This is a genomic window from Mesorhizobium sp. ISC11 (genome assembly GCF_037162595.1).
Lineage (GTDB): Bacteria > Pseudomonadota > Alphaproteobacteria > Rhizobiales > Rhizobiaceae > Mesorhizobium > Mesorhizobium ciceri.
Map to the genome: position 1 here is coordinate 2,202,875 of NZ_JAVSPW010000001.1, position 13,976 is coordinate 2,216,850.

Genomic DNA, 13,976 nt, shown 5'->3' on the forward strand with positions numbered 1-13,976 from the left:
TGCGTAATTCGGCTTGGGTTTGTCAATCCTGCAGCACGCCGCCGGCGCCTTCCAGCGCCTCGCGCGTGTCGACATCGACAGACGCCGCCGCGCCGATCTCGACATCGATGACATCGAGCCCTTCGGTCTCGACCAGATGGCGTGCGCCGGTGTCGCCCTCCAGATGGGCGATCGCCGGAAACAGCGAACGCGGCAACAGCACCGGATTGCCGCGCTTGCCGTCATGCGAAGCGCGGACCACCGCATTGCCGCCGCCCTTGCGGAACGCATCGATCAATCTGTCGAGATCGTCGGACGTGATATCGGGCATGTCGCCGAGCGCGATCATCACACCGGCGGAGTCCTCCGGCAGATAGGCAATGCCGGCCTTCAGCGACGTGGACAAGCCGTCGGTAAAATCAGGATTGTCGGCGAAGGTCACGTCGAGGCCCGCCAGCGCAGCGCGCACCCGCTCGCGCTGGTGGCCGGTGACGACGACAGTTCTGGACGCCTTCGAGCCAAGCGCCCGCTCGGCGGTGCGGCGCACCAGCGGCTTGCCGTCGAACAGCGCCAACAGCTTGTTGGGTCCACCCATGCGGCTCGACCGGCCGGCCGCCAGCAGCACGATGCCGACCTTCAGTTGAGATTTGGCCGGCAGCGGTTCGCGGGGCTGCGGCCGTGTGGGGATTTCCATCAACAGCCCGCCGACCCCCATGCCGGCAATATCCCTGGCGGTCACGTCGAGACCGGCGATCAATCGGTCCAGCACCCAATCGAACCCGTTCTCCTTGGGACTGCGGGCGCAGCCGGGCGCGCCGATGACGTGCTTGCCGCCGAGCGTACCGAGCACCAGCAGATTGCCGGGATCGACCGGCATACCCGCGCGGACGACGGTACCGCCCGCTTTCTCGATCGCCGCGGGAATGACATCGGCGAAATCGCTCATCGCCGAGGCGCCGAAGATCACCACCATGTCATTGTCGCGCACCAGGGAAGCCGTGGCCTCCGCCACCGGCGCGATCTCATGCGCCGTGCGGCGCTCGGCCGTCAGCCTGCCGCCGGTGCGCGCCAGCCGTGCTTCGGTGACCCGCAGCGTCTTGTCGAGCACGGAAGGCTTGATGCCCGGCAGAACCGTCTGGATGACGCCGACACGCACGGGTCGGTAGGCATTGACGGCAAAGATCTCGCCTGCGGCGCAGATTTCTGTCGCAGCGTCGACCAGCGCTGAACCGACCGCGAAGGGAATGATCTTCACCGTCGCGACCATCTGGCCTTTCTCGACCGGCGCATGCTGCGCCAGCGTGGCGATGGTGATGGCGGGATCGATGGCATTGATGGCGTCGATGGCAGCGGCATCGACCGTGAAGATGCCCGGCGCCTTGGCGTGGAGGTTGACCCGCCCGGTCGCGGCAGGCTTGGCTTCGATGCCGCGAAAGGCCATGCTCCCGGCAATCGTTTGCGCGGCCGCATCCTCGCCGAGGTCGTCCTCAGCCAGAACAGCCGCAACGACCTCGGAAACACCGGCAGTCCGTAGCAGCGCCACATCTTCGGCGCTCAGCCTATGCGCCTTGCGGAAGCGGCGTTCACCAGCGGTGGTGGAGTGTGCCAGCACCGCGCCTTCCGCCGTCTCGATCGGGATCGGTCCGAATTTCACGCCGCCGCACCTTTTGCGTCCAGCCCGCGCGAGCGGAAGGCATGGATCGCCTGGGCCAACACCGCAACAGCAATCTCTCCCGGGCTGGCAGCACCAATATCGAGCCCGATCGGCGCATGGATACGGGCGATCTGGTCGGCGCTCGCGCCCAGCGCCAGCAAACGTTCGACACGCTTGGCATGCGTCTTCCTGCTGCCGAGCGCGCCGACATAGAAGCAGTTGGCGTCTAGTGCTGCCTTCAGGGCGAAATCATCGACCTTCGGATCATGGGTGACGGCGGCAAGTGCGGTGTAGCTGTCGAGCGGCTGACGCTTCAGCACATCCTCCGGCCATTCGGCATGAAGCGCCACATCGGGAAAGCGGTCCGGCGTGGCGAAAGCTGTGCGGGGGTCGATGATCTCCACGGGATAGCCGGCGATCTTCGCCATCGGCGCCAGCGCCTGGCTGATATGAACAGCGCCAATCACGACCAGACGCGGCTGCGGCAGATGCGCGTTGAGAAAGAAAGTCCGCCCCTCGGCTTCGACCGAACCGGAGTTGCCTGTGCGGAACGCCCTGGCGATCGCGGTTCCGAGATCGCCGGCGACGTGATCGCCCTCGCGCACGATCCGGTCGCGGCCGTCACCGAGATCGGTGACAAGGATCGCCGCACGGCGGGCGCGTCGTTCGGCGTTCAAAGTTTTTAAGGCGTAGGGATCCATCAGGAAATCTCTTGTCCGAGCATCATCTTGTCCAAAAACCGGGTCCCACTTTTTGGGATCATGCTCTAGCCCAGTCTTTCCACGTACACCTTGATGCGGCCGCCACAGGACAAGCCCACTTGCCATGCGGTTTCATCGGCAACACCGAACTCCAGCATCCTGGCCTTGCCGCTGTCGATGACGTCGATGGCCTCGCTGACCACAGCGCCTTCGACGCAGCCGCCCGAGACGGAGCCGTGGAAATTGCCGTCTGCGTCGATGACCAGATGGCTGCCTACAGGTCGGGGCGCCGAACCCCAGGTCTCGACCACTGTCGCGATGGCCACGTCCTTGCCGTCCTTCATCCAGCCCTCCGCAATGATCAGCGGGTCGCGGGCCTCATCCAGATAAATGCTGTTTTCCATGACCGTTTCTCCAGAAGTCTGTTTTTCTCGGGATCTGTTTTCCGGATGGGAAGGATATGGTTATGCGGCGCGCCTCGCGCCAGCTTCCAGCCATCGGCGCGGATCGACGGATTGTGCCGACTTCTTGTCCAATGACGCGCAGAGATCGGCGAGCGCATCGAGATTGTGCACCGAGCGGAACTCGTCGACATGCGGCAGCATCGCCTTGACGCCACGGGCGCGCGCCTGGAAGCCGTCGAAGCGCAGCAACGGGTTCAGCCAGATCAGCCGCCGGCAGGATTTGTGCAGGCGCTCCATCTCCTCCGACAGGCCGGCGACATCGTCGCGCTCCAGCCCATCTGTGATCAGAAGCACGACCGCCCCCTGCCCCAGCACGCGACGCGACCATATCAGGTTGAACTCGGCCAGCGTGTCGCCGATGCGGGTGCCACCCGACCAGTCCATGACCGCCGCCGAACAGTCGGCAAGGGCTGCATCCGGGTCGCGATGACGCATCTGCCGCGTCAGATTGGTCAGCCGGGTACCGAAGACGAAGGTGTGCACGCGACGCCTTTTTTCCGTCAGCGCATGCAGGAAATGCAGGAAAATCCGCGTGTACTGGCTCATCGAGCCGGAAATGTCGGCCAACACGACCAGCGGCGGATGAACCTCGCGGGCTGAGCGGAATTTCGGCAGGATCAGTTCGCCGCCGGTGCGCGCGGCCGAACGCATCATGGCGCGCGGATCGATGCGGCGGCCATGCGCATCGGCCTTGAAGCGCCGCGTCCGCACCATGTCGAAAGGCAACCGCAACTGCGCGATCGCCTTCTTGGCGTCGGCCATCTCGGCGGCGTTCATCTGGGCAAAATCCTTGGCCCGCAGCACCTCGTTGCCGGAAAAGGTGAAGCGGGCGTCGACCTCGATCTCGGGAATTTCCTGTGGCGGCTGGTTCTTCTGGTGTCCCTCGAACATCGCCTGGCTGACTCGGTTTTCAGCGGCGCGTGGCTTCTGCTTTTCCCTGGTGTCGGGCGCCACCGGCGAAAACATCGCCAGCATCTTTTCGATCAGTTCGCGCGACTTCCAGAACAGCCGGAAGGCCTCGTCGAAAATGGCGTGATCCTCATGCCGCGACACCAGCACGGCGTGCAGCGTCCAGTAGAAATCGTCGCGCGAACCGATGCCCGCGGCGAGCACCGCCTCGATGGCGTCCTTGACCGAGGCCGGCCCGACCCGCATGCCCGCCTTGCGCAAGGTGCGGGCAAAATAGACGATGTTGTCGGCGATCCGCCCGTGCGGCATGGCCTCTTTTGGCTCGGGGCGCGGCATCGCCTACTCCGCCGCCGAAAGCTCGGCCTTCACCTCGTTGAGGATGCGCCGGCCTTCGCCCTGCTCGATGCGGGCAATGTCGTCCTGGTATTTCAACAGCACACCGATCGTATCGGAGACGGTTTCCGGATCGAGCGCCACCTTGTCGAGCTCGGTCAGCGCGCCGGCCCAGTCGATGGTTTCGGCGACACCCGGCACCTTGAACAGCTCGATCTGGCGCAGCTTCTGGATGAAGGAGACAACTTCGGCCGAAAGGCGCTGGTTGGCCTGCGGCACCTTGCGGCGCACGATCTCCAACTCGCGCTCGGCATTGGGATAGTCGACCCAGTGATAGAGGCAGCGCCGCTTCAGCGCGTCGTGGATCTCACGGGTGCGGTTGGTGGTGATGATGACGATCGGCGGCTCTTCCGCCTTGATGGTGCCGAGCTCGGGCACCGTCACCTGGAAGTCGGACAGGATTTCGAGCAGGAAGGCCTCGAACGCCTCGTCGGTGCGGTCGAGCTCATCGATCAGGAAAACCGGGGCAGCCCCCGCCTTGCCGGTCAGCGCATCGAGCACCGGGCGGCGGATCAGGTATTTTTCGGAGAAGACGTTGCGCTCCATGGCGGAGCGCTCGACCTTGCCGGCCGCCTCCTCCATGCGGATCTCGATCATCTGCGCGGCGTAGTTCCACTCGTAGACGGCGGACGAGACGTCAAGGCCTTCATAGCATTGCAGGCGGATCAGCCGGCGGCCGAGCGCCTGTGCCAACACCTTGGCGATCTCGGTCTTGCCGACACCGGCCTCGCCCTCAAGGAAAAGCGGCCGCTTCATACGCAACGACAGGAACAGTACGGTCGCCAGCGACCGGTCCGCCACATAGTCCGCACCGGTCAGGAGATCGAGCGTCTCGTCGATCGTCCGTGGCGCGGCGCGCGGTTTCAGCTCGGTCATTCTTTCTCCGTGAACGCCGCCGCTCCGCTTTCCAGTACGTGGTAGCCGCGGGCGTGATAGATCAGCGGCCGCAAATTATCGCCCATCCGCAGGCCTGTCACCTTGCCAAAAAGCACACGATGGGTGGCCAGGTCCTTGGTATCGATCAATTCGCAGTCGAACACGGCGAGCGCACCCTTCAGCGTCGGCGCGCCGGTGGAGATCACGTCCCATTCGCCGAGCGCGAAGCGCTCCTCGACCGGCAAGCCGGTGATTCCGGAAAAGCCGACTGACAGCGGCTCCTGGTGGGAAGCCAGGGTGTTCAAGGCAAACCTGCCGTTTTTCACGAACGGTTCGTTCTTGGGATTTTCGCGATTGAGACAGACCAGAATGGTCGGCGGGGTGTCCGAAACCGAGCAGGCCGCGATCACCGTCGCGCCGCGCTTGCCGGCCGGCCCGTCGGTGGTGACCACATGGACGTGGCCGGCAAAGTGGCTCATCGCGTCGCGATAGGCCTGCGGCCCAATGTCGTTCTTCTTCAGCACCGTATTTTTTCCATTGTCAGGATCCTATCGACATATATGGCCAGACATAGCCCGCCACAAGCGAAGTGCCTGAGCCATATCCCGAAATTCGCGTGTTGCACCAAGGCCGGGCAGCCTTTAGGTCTTGGCGGCAACAGTGCCGGGAGCGTAGGACCGGCCCGGAGGATCCCATCGCTCGAATGCGACCCAGGACAAGAACAATAGCGGCGCTGTTCTGGCTGTTCCTGGCCAGTGGTGCGGATGCCCGGACGCTGCTGGTCGGCGTCTCGGCGCCCCTGTCGGGACCATCGGCCATTCTCGGCAAGCAGATCGAGGCCGGTACCGGTATGGCCGCCGAAGCGGACGGCATCGAACTCAAGACCGTGGATGACGCCTGCACCGCCGATGGCGGCGCTGCCGCGGCCAGGGAATTCGCAGCCGTCAAGGTCAATATCGTGGTCGGCTTTCTCTGCACCGAGGCGATCGAGGCGGCGATGCCGATCCTGAAGGACGCCAACATTCCGGTCATCACCATTGGCGTGCGAACCGAAAGCCTGACCGACCGCCGCGCCAAGACCGGCTGGCCGGTCTATCGCCTCGGACCACGCGGCGACGATGAGCGCAATGCGGTCGCGTCAGCCCTCACCCGCCTGTGGCAAAACGAATTGTTCGCCATTATCGACGACGGCACCATCTACGGCCGTGAAATCGCCGAGACGTTGCGGGCAGCGGCCGAACAGGCAGCGCTGAAACCTGTGTTCGTCGACACGTTCCGGCCCCAGCTCGACAATCAGATCGGCATGATCGGTCGGCTGAAGAAGGCCGGCGCGACGCATGTCTTTGCCGGCGGCGATGGCGACGACATCGCCATCATGGGCCGCGATGCCGCACAGCTTCAGGCGGGCATCGTCTTTGCCGGCGGCGAGAATCTGCGCACGCCGCCCGGCGACGTGCCCTATTCCTTGGGCACACTGATGATCGCACCGCCGGAATGGGCCGATGTCGCCGATCCAAAAGTGCTGGCGGCCTTTGCCGCGCAGAAGGTCGTGCCCGACGGCTATACGCTGCCGGCCTTTGCGGCGGTCGAAATCGCCAAGGCAGCGTCGGGCTTGTCAGAAAGCTCGGGCAAACCACTGACCGAAGCTCTGACCGGACAGGATTTCACCACGGCGATCGGGCCGATCCGGTTTGATGCGAAAGGCGATCTCAGCCGGAGCCCCTACCGCGTCTTCCGCTTCGATGGCACGCGCTTTGCGCCCTTGGAAAGCAACTGATGTTTCGCATCGGCCCACGCAACCTGATCACCGACGTTGCCGGCCTGCGCGTCGGCAATGCGTCCGACGCCAGGCTGAAATCCGGGGTAACGACCGTGCTTTGCGATGCGTCCACAGTGGCCGGCGTTCAGATCCTGGGCGGTGCGCCGGGCACCCGCGAGACCGACCTGCTCGAACCGCACAATTCCGTCGATGTGGTGCACGCCGTGGTGCTTTCGGGCGGCTCGGCTTTCGGCCTCGACGCAGCTTCCGGCGTGCAGGCGGCGTTGCGTGAACACGGCATCGGCCTCGAGGTCGGCGGTTTTCGCGTTCCGATCGTGCCGTCGGCGATCCTGTTCGACCTGCGCAATGGCGGCGACAAGGATTGGGGCCGTTATCCGCCCTACCGCGAGCTTGGCTATGAAGCCGCGCAAACCGCCACCGCCGATTTCCAACTCGGCAGCATCGGCGCCGGCACCGGCGCGCTCACTTCGGGGCTGAAAGGCGGCCTCGGCTCCGCCTCGACGCTGCTCGACAATGGCGTCACCATCGGCGCGCTGGCCGCCGTCAATCCGACCGGTTCGGTGACCACAGGCCGAACCCGCCATTTCTGGGCGGCACCGTTCGAAATCGGCGACGAATTCGGTGGGCTTGGCTATCCCTCGCCGATGCCTGACGAGGCGAAACGGATTCTTTTGAAGTACCGCGACAAACATTTTGGCCGGCAGACGGAGACCGGCGGCAACACCACCATCGCCGTCATTGCCACCGATGCGGTGCTCACAAAGGCTGCCGCCAAGCGCCTGGCGATGTCGGCGCATGATGGATTCGTGCGCGCCATCTGGCCGACGCACACGCCGGCCGATGGCGACCTTGTGTTCGCGCTGGCGACCGGCACGAGCGGTATCGAACTCTCCGCCGATGCAGCAATCGATCTCTACGCCGCCGCCGGCGCCACCATGGCGCGCGCCATCAGCCGAGGCGTCTATGCCGCGACGCCTGCCGAAAACGATCTGTTTCCGGTCTGGTCGTCACGCATGAAGTGAAGCGATCAATCAGACCGGATCGGACTTTTCTTCCTCGAACGTCACCGCGACATCAGAATTCGCCGACAGCCAGACCTTCTTGCCGTCGACTTCGGCAATCAGGCTCAGGGGAATGTAGTGGTGATGGCCCTTGTGGGCGCCCTCGCCGCTATCGGCCTTGGTCAGCTTGATGCGCTGGCCATCGACCTTGTCGACAGTGCCGACATGCACGCCATCGGCGCCGACGACTTCCATATGCTCACGAATTTTGCTGGTGTCGGTCATGGTGGTTCTCCATTGGGACTGCCGACAATAACAAATGACGGGCCGATTGGATGCATCGGCTTTCGCACCGCACGACGTTTTGATTCCGTCGTGCTAGGGGATTGAAACGATCACGGGGGTGAAGACCGATGCGAATGCTCTTTCTGTTTGCCGTTGGCCTGCTTGCACAGCTTGCGACCTCGATCGCGGCTCATGCCGGCGATGTCGCTGAACTTGAGATCCTCGGCTTCACCAAGGACGGCAGCGTCTTCGCTTTCGAGGAATATGGCGTGCAGGATGGATCGGGCTTTCCCTATGCCAACCGCTACTACATCGACACCAGCACCGACAGCTTTCTGAAGGGCACGCCGATCCGGGTCCGGCTTGAGGACGAGAATGCCAAACTGGATGCGGTGCGCCTTCAGGCCCGGCAAAAAGGCGAAGCCATTGTCAGCCAGGCCGAGTTGGACGCCAACCGGGGCATCACCGCAGGTTTCAACCCGGTGACCGAGCTTTCGGCGGATCCGCACCGGATGGCGGTCAATCCGCGCCCGATCTTCACTCCGGTCGACCCACCGCTCGAGTTCCGGCTCGACGAGTTCGGCATGAACAACGCCGATGGCTGCGAGAGCCAGGGCGAAATCAACAGCTTCCGGCTGCTGCGCATCGAGGCGCAGGATGGCGGCACGACCAAGCTGCTGCACGAGGACAAGGCGATACCGAAAAGCCGGGGTTGCCCGAACGGCTATCGCATCGGCGCCGTGCAGACCTTTTCCATGGACAGCCTCAGCGCCTATGCCGTGCTGATCGCGGTGCGCCAATACGGCTTTGAAGGCCCGGACTTTCGCTGGATCGCGGTGACCGGCCGCCTGTGACACCCCCTGCTCAACCCGCCGCGCGCGATCGTGCACTGAACCGCCTTCGCCGCGCGATACCGACGCCGCGCACAGCGCTTATCGGCGCCTTGTTGTGGGCCGTGACAATGGGCGCCAGCGCGCTCCTCACCTTGTCTTTGGGCGACTGGGAGACGCCGGCGAAAATCCTCATTGTCACCATGCTGTTTGCGGCGGGAGCTGCGCTGGCCTTCCCCATCGGCCTGTTTGCGGCGCGGCTGGTCTCGCAGGGAAGACGCTGGGAAGTCGCTTTCGCCGCCGCCTTCGTGTGCCTAGCAGCGGCAACGATCGGCCTGACCGGCGGGCTGTTTGCCCTGCAGTACCGCTCCTACTACGCCGAGTGGCATGCGCCTGCTTTCACCCGCACCTGGGTCCTCCAGTTCGTCTTCACGACGTTGATTGCGCTCTATCAATTCGTGGTGCTGGGCATCCGGCTCTATTTTCCAGTTGGTTTCATCGCTCTGTTTACCGCGGGCGTCTGGTTTGCGCGCCAGCGGCGTTGAGCATTTTGCTCGCCTCTGTTAGGACGCGGGCAAACTTCTCGATATGTCAGGACTGACCGATGATCCCTCGCTATTCCCGGCCGGAAATGGTCGCCATCTGGTCGCCAGAAACCCGGTTCCGCATCTGGTTCGAGATCGAAGCCTATGCCTGCGACGCACTGGCCGAACTCGGCGTCATCCCCAGGGAAGCGGCAAAAACCATCTGGGAAAAGGGCAGTGCCGCAAAATTCGACGTCGAGGCGATCGACGAGATCGAACGCGTCACCAAGCATGACGTCATCGCCTTCCTGACCCATCTTGCCGAATTCGTCGGGCCGGACGCCCGCTTCATCCACCAGGGCATGACCTCGTCCGACGTTCTCGACACCTGCTTCGCCGTACAGCTGACCCGCGCCAGCGACATCCTGCTCGCCGACATCGACGGTCTGCTTGCAGCGCTCAAGCGCCGCGCCTTCGAGCACAAGAACACCGTCACCATTGGCCGCAGCCACGGCATCCATGCCGAGCCGACGACCTTCGGCGTCAAGCTGGCGCAGGCCTATGCCGAGTTCTCGCGCTGCCGCGAGCGGTTGGTGCACGCGCGAGAGGATATCGCCACCTGTGCGATCTCCGGGGCGGTCGGCACCTTCGCCAACATCGACCCCTATGTCGAGGAACATGTGGCGGCGAAGCTCGGCCTGAAGCCCGAGCCGGTGTCGACGCAGGTGATCCCGCGCGACCGCCACGCGATGTTCTTTGCCACGCTCGGCGTCATCGCCTCGTCGGTCGAGCGGCTGTCGATCGAGATAAGGCATTTGCAGCGCACCGAAGTGCTCGAAGCGGAAGAGTATTTTTCGCCGGGCCAAAAGGGCTCCTCGGCCATGCCGCACAAGCGCAACCCGGTGCTGACCGAAAACCTCACCGGCCTTGCCCGCATGGTTCGCTCCATGGCGATGCCGGCGATGGAGAATGTGGCGCTCTGGCATGAGCGCGACATTTCCCACTCCTCGGTCGAGCGCATGATCGGCCCTGACGCCACCGTGACGCTCGATTTCGCACTGTCACGGCTGACCGGCGTCATCGACAAGCTGCTCGTCTATCCCGACAACATGCTGAAGAACATGAACAAGTTCCGCGGCCTCGTGCATTCGCAGCGTGTCATGCTGGCGCTGACGCAGGCTGGGTTGTCTCGCGAAGACTCCTACCGTCTGGTCCAGCGCAACGCCATGAGGGTGTGGGAGCAAGGCGCTGATTTTCTTGAAGAATTACTGGCCGACAAGGAAGTGACCGCTGCCCTGCCCGAGGCCGAAATCCGCGAGAAATTCGACCTGGGCTATCACACCAAGCATGTCGACACGATCTTCAAGCGGGTGTTTGGCAAAGCCTGAGGCAAAGCGCTATACCGTCGCTGGCGTCAAGCTGAGCACCCCCTCATCCGACCTCGCTTCGCGAGGCCACCTTCTTCCACAAGGGGAAAAGGAAAGGCTGCGGCAACCTTGCCGCCAAGCATCAGCGATCGAGATTTGCAGAGCCGCGAGCGGCAGGCTCCACCTTCTCCCCTGTGGGAGAAGGTGGATCGGCGCGCAACGCCGCGACGGTTGAGGGGTGCTCCAGCTTGGCGGAGCCCTCAAATCAAGCCTTGCCGGGAACAGTCCTGATCACCGTGCCCCAGGGATCTTCGCGGGTCACCGGGCTGGTCACATTGTCCGAACGCATCTCGACCCAGGCCAGACCCGACCGGCTGGGATCGCGGCGGCCGGCGCCCGAACTCTGCCAGGCGTTGGCGCCGATGTGGTGGTGATAGCCGCCTGACGACAGGAACACCGCCTGGCCGCCATATTTGGCCACCGTGTCGAAGCCGAATTCCTGGTTCCACCAGGCTTCGGCGTCTTCCGGCCTGCCGACGCGCAGGTGGACATGGCCGACGACGCTGTTTTCCGGCGCGCCCTGCCAGCCGGCGTCACCCGCAGGCACTTCGGCAACGACGGACGGAATGTTCATCCGCTCGGTCGCCATCGCCACCTTGTCGCCATTCCACTTCCAGTCCTGCGGACGGCGGTCGGCATAGATCTCGATGCCGTTGCCTTCGGGATCGGTCAGGTACAGTGCTTCGCTGACCAGATGGTCGGAAGCGCCCTCGATGGCGATCTTGTTTGATATGGCGTGGTTGATCCAGCGGCCGAGATCGGCACGGCTGGGCAACAGGAAGGCAGTATGGAACAGGCCTGCGCTGCGAGGATCATCCGGCTTGGCCGAAGGATCGGCCTCGATGACCAGCAACGGACGGTTGGCGGCGCCCAGCGTGATCGCCCCATCGGCGCGGCTCAGTTCCTGCAGACCGACGATGCTGCGATAATATGCGGCAAGGCTTTCCGCGTCGCGCGCCTTCAGCCCGACGCGGGCAACGCTGACCGGGGTGGTGGCGGCAAAAGGCAACTCGCTCATCAAATGCTCCGTTCGACCGGCCTGCGATGAAGCTCCCAAAGCGAGAAACCCCACTCCGCCGATCATTGTACGTCGTGTCAGTTCCAAAGTCAGGGTTCCCGCGCACGGCTGTTTCTTTTCCTGACCACAGATCGTCCATCCGCATCGTTCACACAAGACGCGAAGAAGCGAACATGGTGTTCACTATTGTGATCAAACGTGGCGTTTCTGCCGGTTGCACGAAGCGATGCCGCTCGCTATCTCAGCGCCATGAAGGTCAGAGACGCAGATATTCTCATCGTGCCGGGCTACACCAATTCCGGCCCCGACCATTGGCAGAGCCGCTGGCAGTCGAAGCTGTCGACGGCGCGCCGCGTCGAACAGGCGGAGTGGTCGAAGCCGGTGCGCGAGGACTGGACGGCGAGCGTCGCCAAGGCGGTCAACGAGGCCGAGCGGCCGGTCGTCCTGGTCGCGCACTCACTTGGCGTCGCCACCGCGGTGCAAGCCATTCCGCAATTCCGCAAGCCGGTCGCCGGGGCCTTCTTCGTGGCGCCGCCCGATGTCGCTAACCCCGAGATCAGGCCCAGGCACCTGATGACCTTCGGCCCCTACCCGCGTGAGCCGCTGCCCTTTCCCTCGATCGTGATTGCCAGCCGCAACGATCCGTTCTGCGCCTTCGATGTCGCCGAAGACATTGCCGGTGCCTGGGGCTCGCTGTTCATCGATGCCGGCGAAACCGGTCATCTCAACGCGGATTCGGGCTTCGGACCGTGGCCCGAAGGCTCGATGACCTTCGCCAAGTTCCTGACGGACCTGTAATATATACGGTCAAAGCCTGAACACGAAGCTGCTCGGCAGGCCATCCGGCTTGCGTGAACAATAATTTAATGCAGATCGCGATAATCTCTCCAGCAACGGCGAACTCTGTTCGCCGAACGATTATATTCGCGCGTACTAAATAGCAATTATTCAAAGAAAGCCCATACTTGGCCAAGGATGCTTCACTCGAATTGTTAAGAGGTGTCGCCGCGCTCGTAGTTCTGAATGGGCATTGTTTGGGTGCTTTTGCGCCATTGATGGAAGGCGAGGGAGACTTGGCCGGGCAATCGCTCAAAACAAGCCTGGCTTTCGTCGTGTTCAATGGCGGCTCCGCAGTCTACCTGTTTTTCGTCCTGTCTTCCTACGTGCTCGTGAAGCGTTATTTTCAGACCAGCAAGGCACAAGATCTGCGGTTGGGTGCGATCAAGCGCCTGCCACGCCTGGCCGGCCCGGTACTCGTTACGACGCTGGCATCCTGCATCATCTTCAAGCTCGACCTGTATTTCATCAAGGATGCGGCCGCTGTCACCCAATCCGACTGGCTGAGAAGTTTCGGCAATGCTTCAAAGGTGCTATCGCCGGAGACTGCGAGTTTCGCCGACGCGTTTCTGCAAGGGGCGTGGCGGACGTTCATCTACGGCGACAACTATTATGACAGCAGTCTGTGGACCATGACGGTCGAGTTCTGGGGGAGCATGCTGGCCTTCGCCCTCGCCCCGATCGTCTTTTTCCTTCAAGGCCGCTGGACGTTATCGTTCTGGGTCTGCATAGCAGCAGTCGTGTTCCTGGCGCTGCAAGTCAGTTACTTTCTTTGTGCCTTTCCGGCCAGCCTCTTGCTCTATCCGCTTCTCGCCATGGATTTTCGCCCGAATCGGTGGGTGAGAGGCGCCATGGTGATGGTTTCCCTGGCGCTGCTGGGTTATGCGGGGAGTGCCGTGGGCATATATCGCCCGTTCGCCGTGCTTGACGTGGCTTCCGATGTGGGCCTGCGGCAAGCCTGCGTGGCCATCCCGGCAAGCGTCATGTTGGTCTACGCGGTGCTGAGTGTGGATGAGCCTCTATCATGGCTCTCGGGTAAGGTGGCACGTTTTCTGGGCGACCTGTCCTTCCCACTCTACCTCGTGCATGTACCCGTTATCTGCTCATTGGGGTCATGGGTTTTGTTGACAAGCGGTTCCACCGCACTCGGCGCCGCCGCCGCCATACTGGGTTCGATCCTCGCGGCGTTGCCGCTCATGACCTTCAACAACTGGTGGGTCCAGATGGTCGGCGCCCTGTTCAACAGGTTCAGGCGCGGCGGACCTATCGCCGCGGCGCCTGCGGCGTCGAGCGCCTAA

General features: G+C 63.3%; 15 protein-coding genes. 7 read left to right on the forward strand and 8 right to left on the reverse strand.

Annotation, left to right across the window (positions count from 1 at the left end):
• Positions 1-22 precede the first annotated feature (22 nt).
• From RPF88_RS11040 to RPF88_RS11065, 6 genes are all read right to left on the reverse strand, one after another.
• Entirely contained in the window at positions 23-1,633 is a 1,611-nt protein-coding gene (locus RPF88_RS11040) for a molybdopterin-binding/glycosyltransferase family 2 protein (protein ID WP_337122413.1), read from the reverse strand.
• Positions 1,630-2,334 (reverse strand): XdhC family protein, encoded by a 705-nt coding sequence (locus RPF88_RS11045; RefSeq protein ID WP_013532111.1) that lies wholly within the window; start codon positions 2,332-2,334, stop codon positions 1,630-1,632. Before RPF88_RS11045 ends, RPF88_RS11040 begins: the two co-directional genes overlap by 4 nt.
• A 65-nt stretch (positions 2,335-2,399) precedes the next feature.
• On the reverse strand, positions 2,400-2,738 hold the full coding sequence (locus RPF88_RS11050) for an XdhC family protein (protein WP_013532112.1): 339 nt from the start codon (positions 2,736-2,738) through the stop codon (positions 2,400-2,402).
• A 60-nt stretch (positions 2,739-2,798) separates the two neighbouring features.
• Positions 2,799-4,043: a vWA domain-containing protein gene (locus RPF88_RS11055; protein WP_024504342.1), complete on the reverse strand. Its 1,245-nt coding sequence runs from the start codon at positions 4,041-4,043 to the stop codon at positions 2,799-2,801.
• Positions 4,044-4,046: 3 nt separating this feature from the next.
• The gene (locus RPF88_RS11060; RefSeq protein WP_013532114.1) at positions 4,047-4,976 is read right to left on the reverse strand and encodes an AAA family ATPase; all 930 of its coding nucleotides are present in this window, start codon (positions 4,974-4,976) and stop codon (positions 4,047-4,049) included.
• Complete coding sequence (locus tag RPF88_RS11065) at positions 4,973-5,500, reverse strand: flavin reductase (RefSeq protein WP_013532115.1); 528 nt, start codon at positions 5,498-5,500, stop codon at positions 4,973-4,975. The genes RPF88_RS11060 and RPF88_RS11065 overlap by 4 nt, the downstream gene beginning before the upstream one ends.
• A gap of 179 nt (positions 5,501-5,679) precedes the next feature.
• On the opposite strand from RPF88_RS11065, the gene RPF88_RS11070 reads away from it, so the two are divergent.
• The gene (locus RPF88_RS11070) at positions 5,680-6,753 is read left to right on the forward strand and encodes a branched-chain amino acid ABC transporter substrate-binding protein (protein WP_013532116.1); all 1,074 of its coding nucleotides are present in this window, start codon (positions 5,680-5,682) and stop codon (positions 6,751-6,753) included.
• Positions 6,753-7,778, forward strand: a complete 1,026-nt coding sequence (locus RPF88_RS11075; protein WP_337122414.1) for a P1 family peptidase — start codon at positions 6,753-6,755, stop codon at positions 7,776-7,778. The genes RPF88_RS11070 and RPF88_RS11075 overlap by 1 nt, the downstream gene beginning before the upstream one ends.
• Positions 7,779-7,787: 9 nt before the next feature.
• On the opposite strand, the gene RPF88_RS11080 is transcribed toward RPF88_RS11075, so the two are convergent.
• A complete protein-coding gene (locus RPF88_RS11080) occupies positions 7,788-8,042 on the reverse strand; it encodes a DUF2171 domain-containing protein (protein WP_013532118.1) in 255 nt (84 codons plus the stop codon).
• Between the two features lie 128 nt (positions 8,043-8,170).
• On the opposite strand from RPF88_RS11080, the gene RPF88_RS11085 reads away from it, so the two are divergent.
• From RPF88_RS11085 to purB, 3 genes are all read left to right on the forward strand, one after another.
• Positions 8,171-8,896: a DUF2259 domain-containing protein gene (locus RPF88_RS11085; protein ID WP_337122415.1), complete on the forward strand. Its 726-nt coding sequence runs from the start codon at positions 8,171-8,173 to the stop codon at positions 8,894-8,896.
• A 107-nt stretch (positions 8,897-9,003) separates the two neighbouring features.
• Positions 9,004-9,417, forward strand: a complete 414-nt coding sequence (locus RPF88_RS11090; RefSeq protein WP_084016242.1) for a hypothetical protein — start codon at positions 9,004-9,006, stop codon at positions 9,415-9,417.
• A 59-nt stretch (positions 9,418-9,476) separates the two neighbouring features.
• The gene (gene purB, locus RPF88_RS11095; RefSeq protein WP_127367026.1) at positions 9,477-10,784 is read left to right on the forward strand and encodes an adenylosuccinate lyase; all 1,308 of its coding nucleotides are present in this window, start codon (positions 9,477-9,479) and stop codon (positions 10,782-10,784) included.
• 244 nt (positions 10,785-11,028) lie between these two features.
• Here purB and RPF88_RS11100 read toward each other — a convergent pair whose 3' ends face one another.
• On the reverse strand, positions 11,029-11,841 hold the full coding sequence (locus tag RPF88_RS11100; RefSeq protein ID WP_013532122.1) for a VOC family protein: 813 nt from the start codon (positions 11,839-11,841) through the stop codon (positions 11,029-11,031).
• Positions 11,842-12,090: 249 nt separating this feature from the next.
• On the opposite strand from RPF88_RS11100, the gene RPF88_RS11105 reads away from it, so the two are divergent.
• Both RPF88_RS11105 and RPF88_RS11110 read left to right on the forward strand, forming a co-directional pair.
• Positions 12,091-12,639, forward strand: coding sequence for an RBBP9/YdeN family alpha/beta hydrolase (locus tag RPF88_RS11105; protein ID WP_224673101.1), 549 nt, complete (start codon positions 12,091-12,093; stop codon positions 12,637-12,639).
• Between the two features lie 167 nt (positions 12,640-12,806).
• Positions 12,807-13,976 (forward strand): acyltransferase family protein, encoded by a 1,170-nt coding sequence (locus tag RPF88_RS11110; protein ID WP_337122416.1) that lies wholly within the window; start codon positions 12,807-12,809, stop codon positions 13,974-13,976.

What these genes read in the sequence shown, in the direction of transcription:
- RPF88_RS11090 (WP_084016242.1), top strand. Translation starts at nt 9,004, where the DNA reads ATGGGCGCCAGCGCGCTCCTCACCTTGTCTTTGGGCGACTGGGAGACG.
- RPF88_RS11100 (WP_013532122.1), bottom strand. Translation starts at nt 11,841, where the DNA reads ATGAGCGAGTTGCCTTTTGCCGCCACCACCCCGGTCAGCGTTGCCCGC.
- RPF88_RS11085 (WP_337122415.1), top strand. Translation starts at nt 8,171, where the DNA reads ATGCGAATGCTCTTTCTGTTTGCCGTTGGCCTGCTTGCACAGCTTGCG.
- RPF88_RS11045 (WP_013532111.1), bottom strand. Translation starts at nt 2,334, where the DNA reads ATGGATCCCTACGCCTTAAAAACTTTGAACGCCGAACGACGCGCCCGC.
- RPF88_RS11055 (WP_024504342.1), bottom strand. Translation starts at nt 4,043, where the DNA reads ATGCCGCGCCCCGAGCCAAAAGAGGCCATGCCGCACGGGCGGATCGCC.
- RPF88_RS11070 (WP_013532116.1), top strand. Translation starts at nt 5,680, where the DNA reads ATGCGACCCAGGACAAGAACAATAGCGGCGCTGTTCTGGCTGTTCCTG.
- RPF88_RS11080 (WP_013532118.1), bottom strand. Translation starts at nt 8,042, where the DNA reads ATGACCGACACCAGCAAAATTCGTGAGCATATGGAAGTCGTCGGCGCC.
- RPF88_RS11050 (WP_013532112.1), bottom strand. Translation starts at nt 2,738, where the DNA reads ATGGAAAACAGCATTTATCTGGATGAGGCCCGCGACCCGCTGATCATT.
- RPF88_RS11105 (WP_224673101.1), top strand. Translation starts at nt 12,091, where the DNA reads ATGAAGGTCAGAGACGCAGATATTCTCATCGTGCCGGGCTACACCAAT.
- RPF88_RS11075 (WP_337122414.1), top strand. Translation starts at nt 6,753, where the DNA reads ATGTTTCGCATCGGCCCACGCAACCTGATCACCGACGTTGCCGGCCTG.
- RPF88_RS11060 (WP_013532114.1), bottom strand. Translation starts at nt 4,976, where the DNA reads ATGACCGAGCTGAAACCGCGCGCCGCGCCACGGACGATCGACGAGACG.
- purB (WP_127367026.1), top strand. Translation starts at nt 9,477, where the DNA reads ATGATCCCTCGCTATTCCCGGCCGGAAATGGTCGCCATCTGGTCGCCA.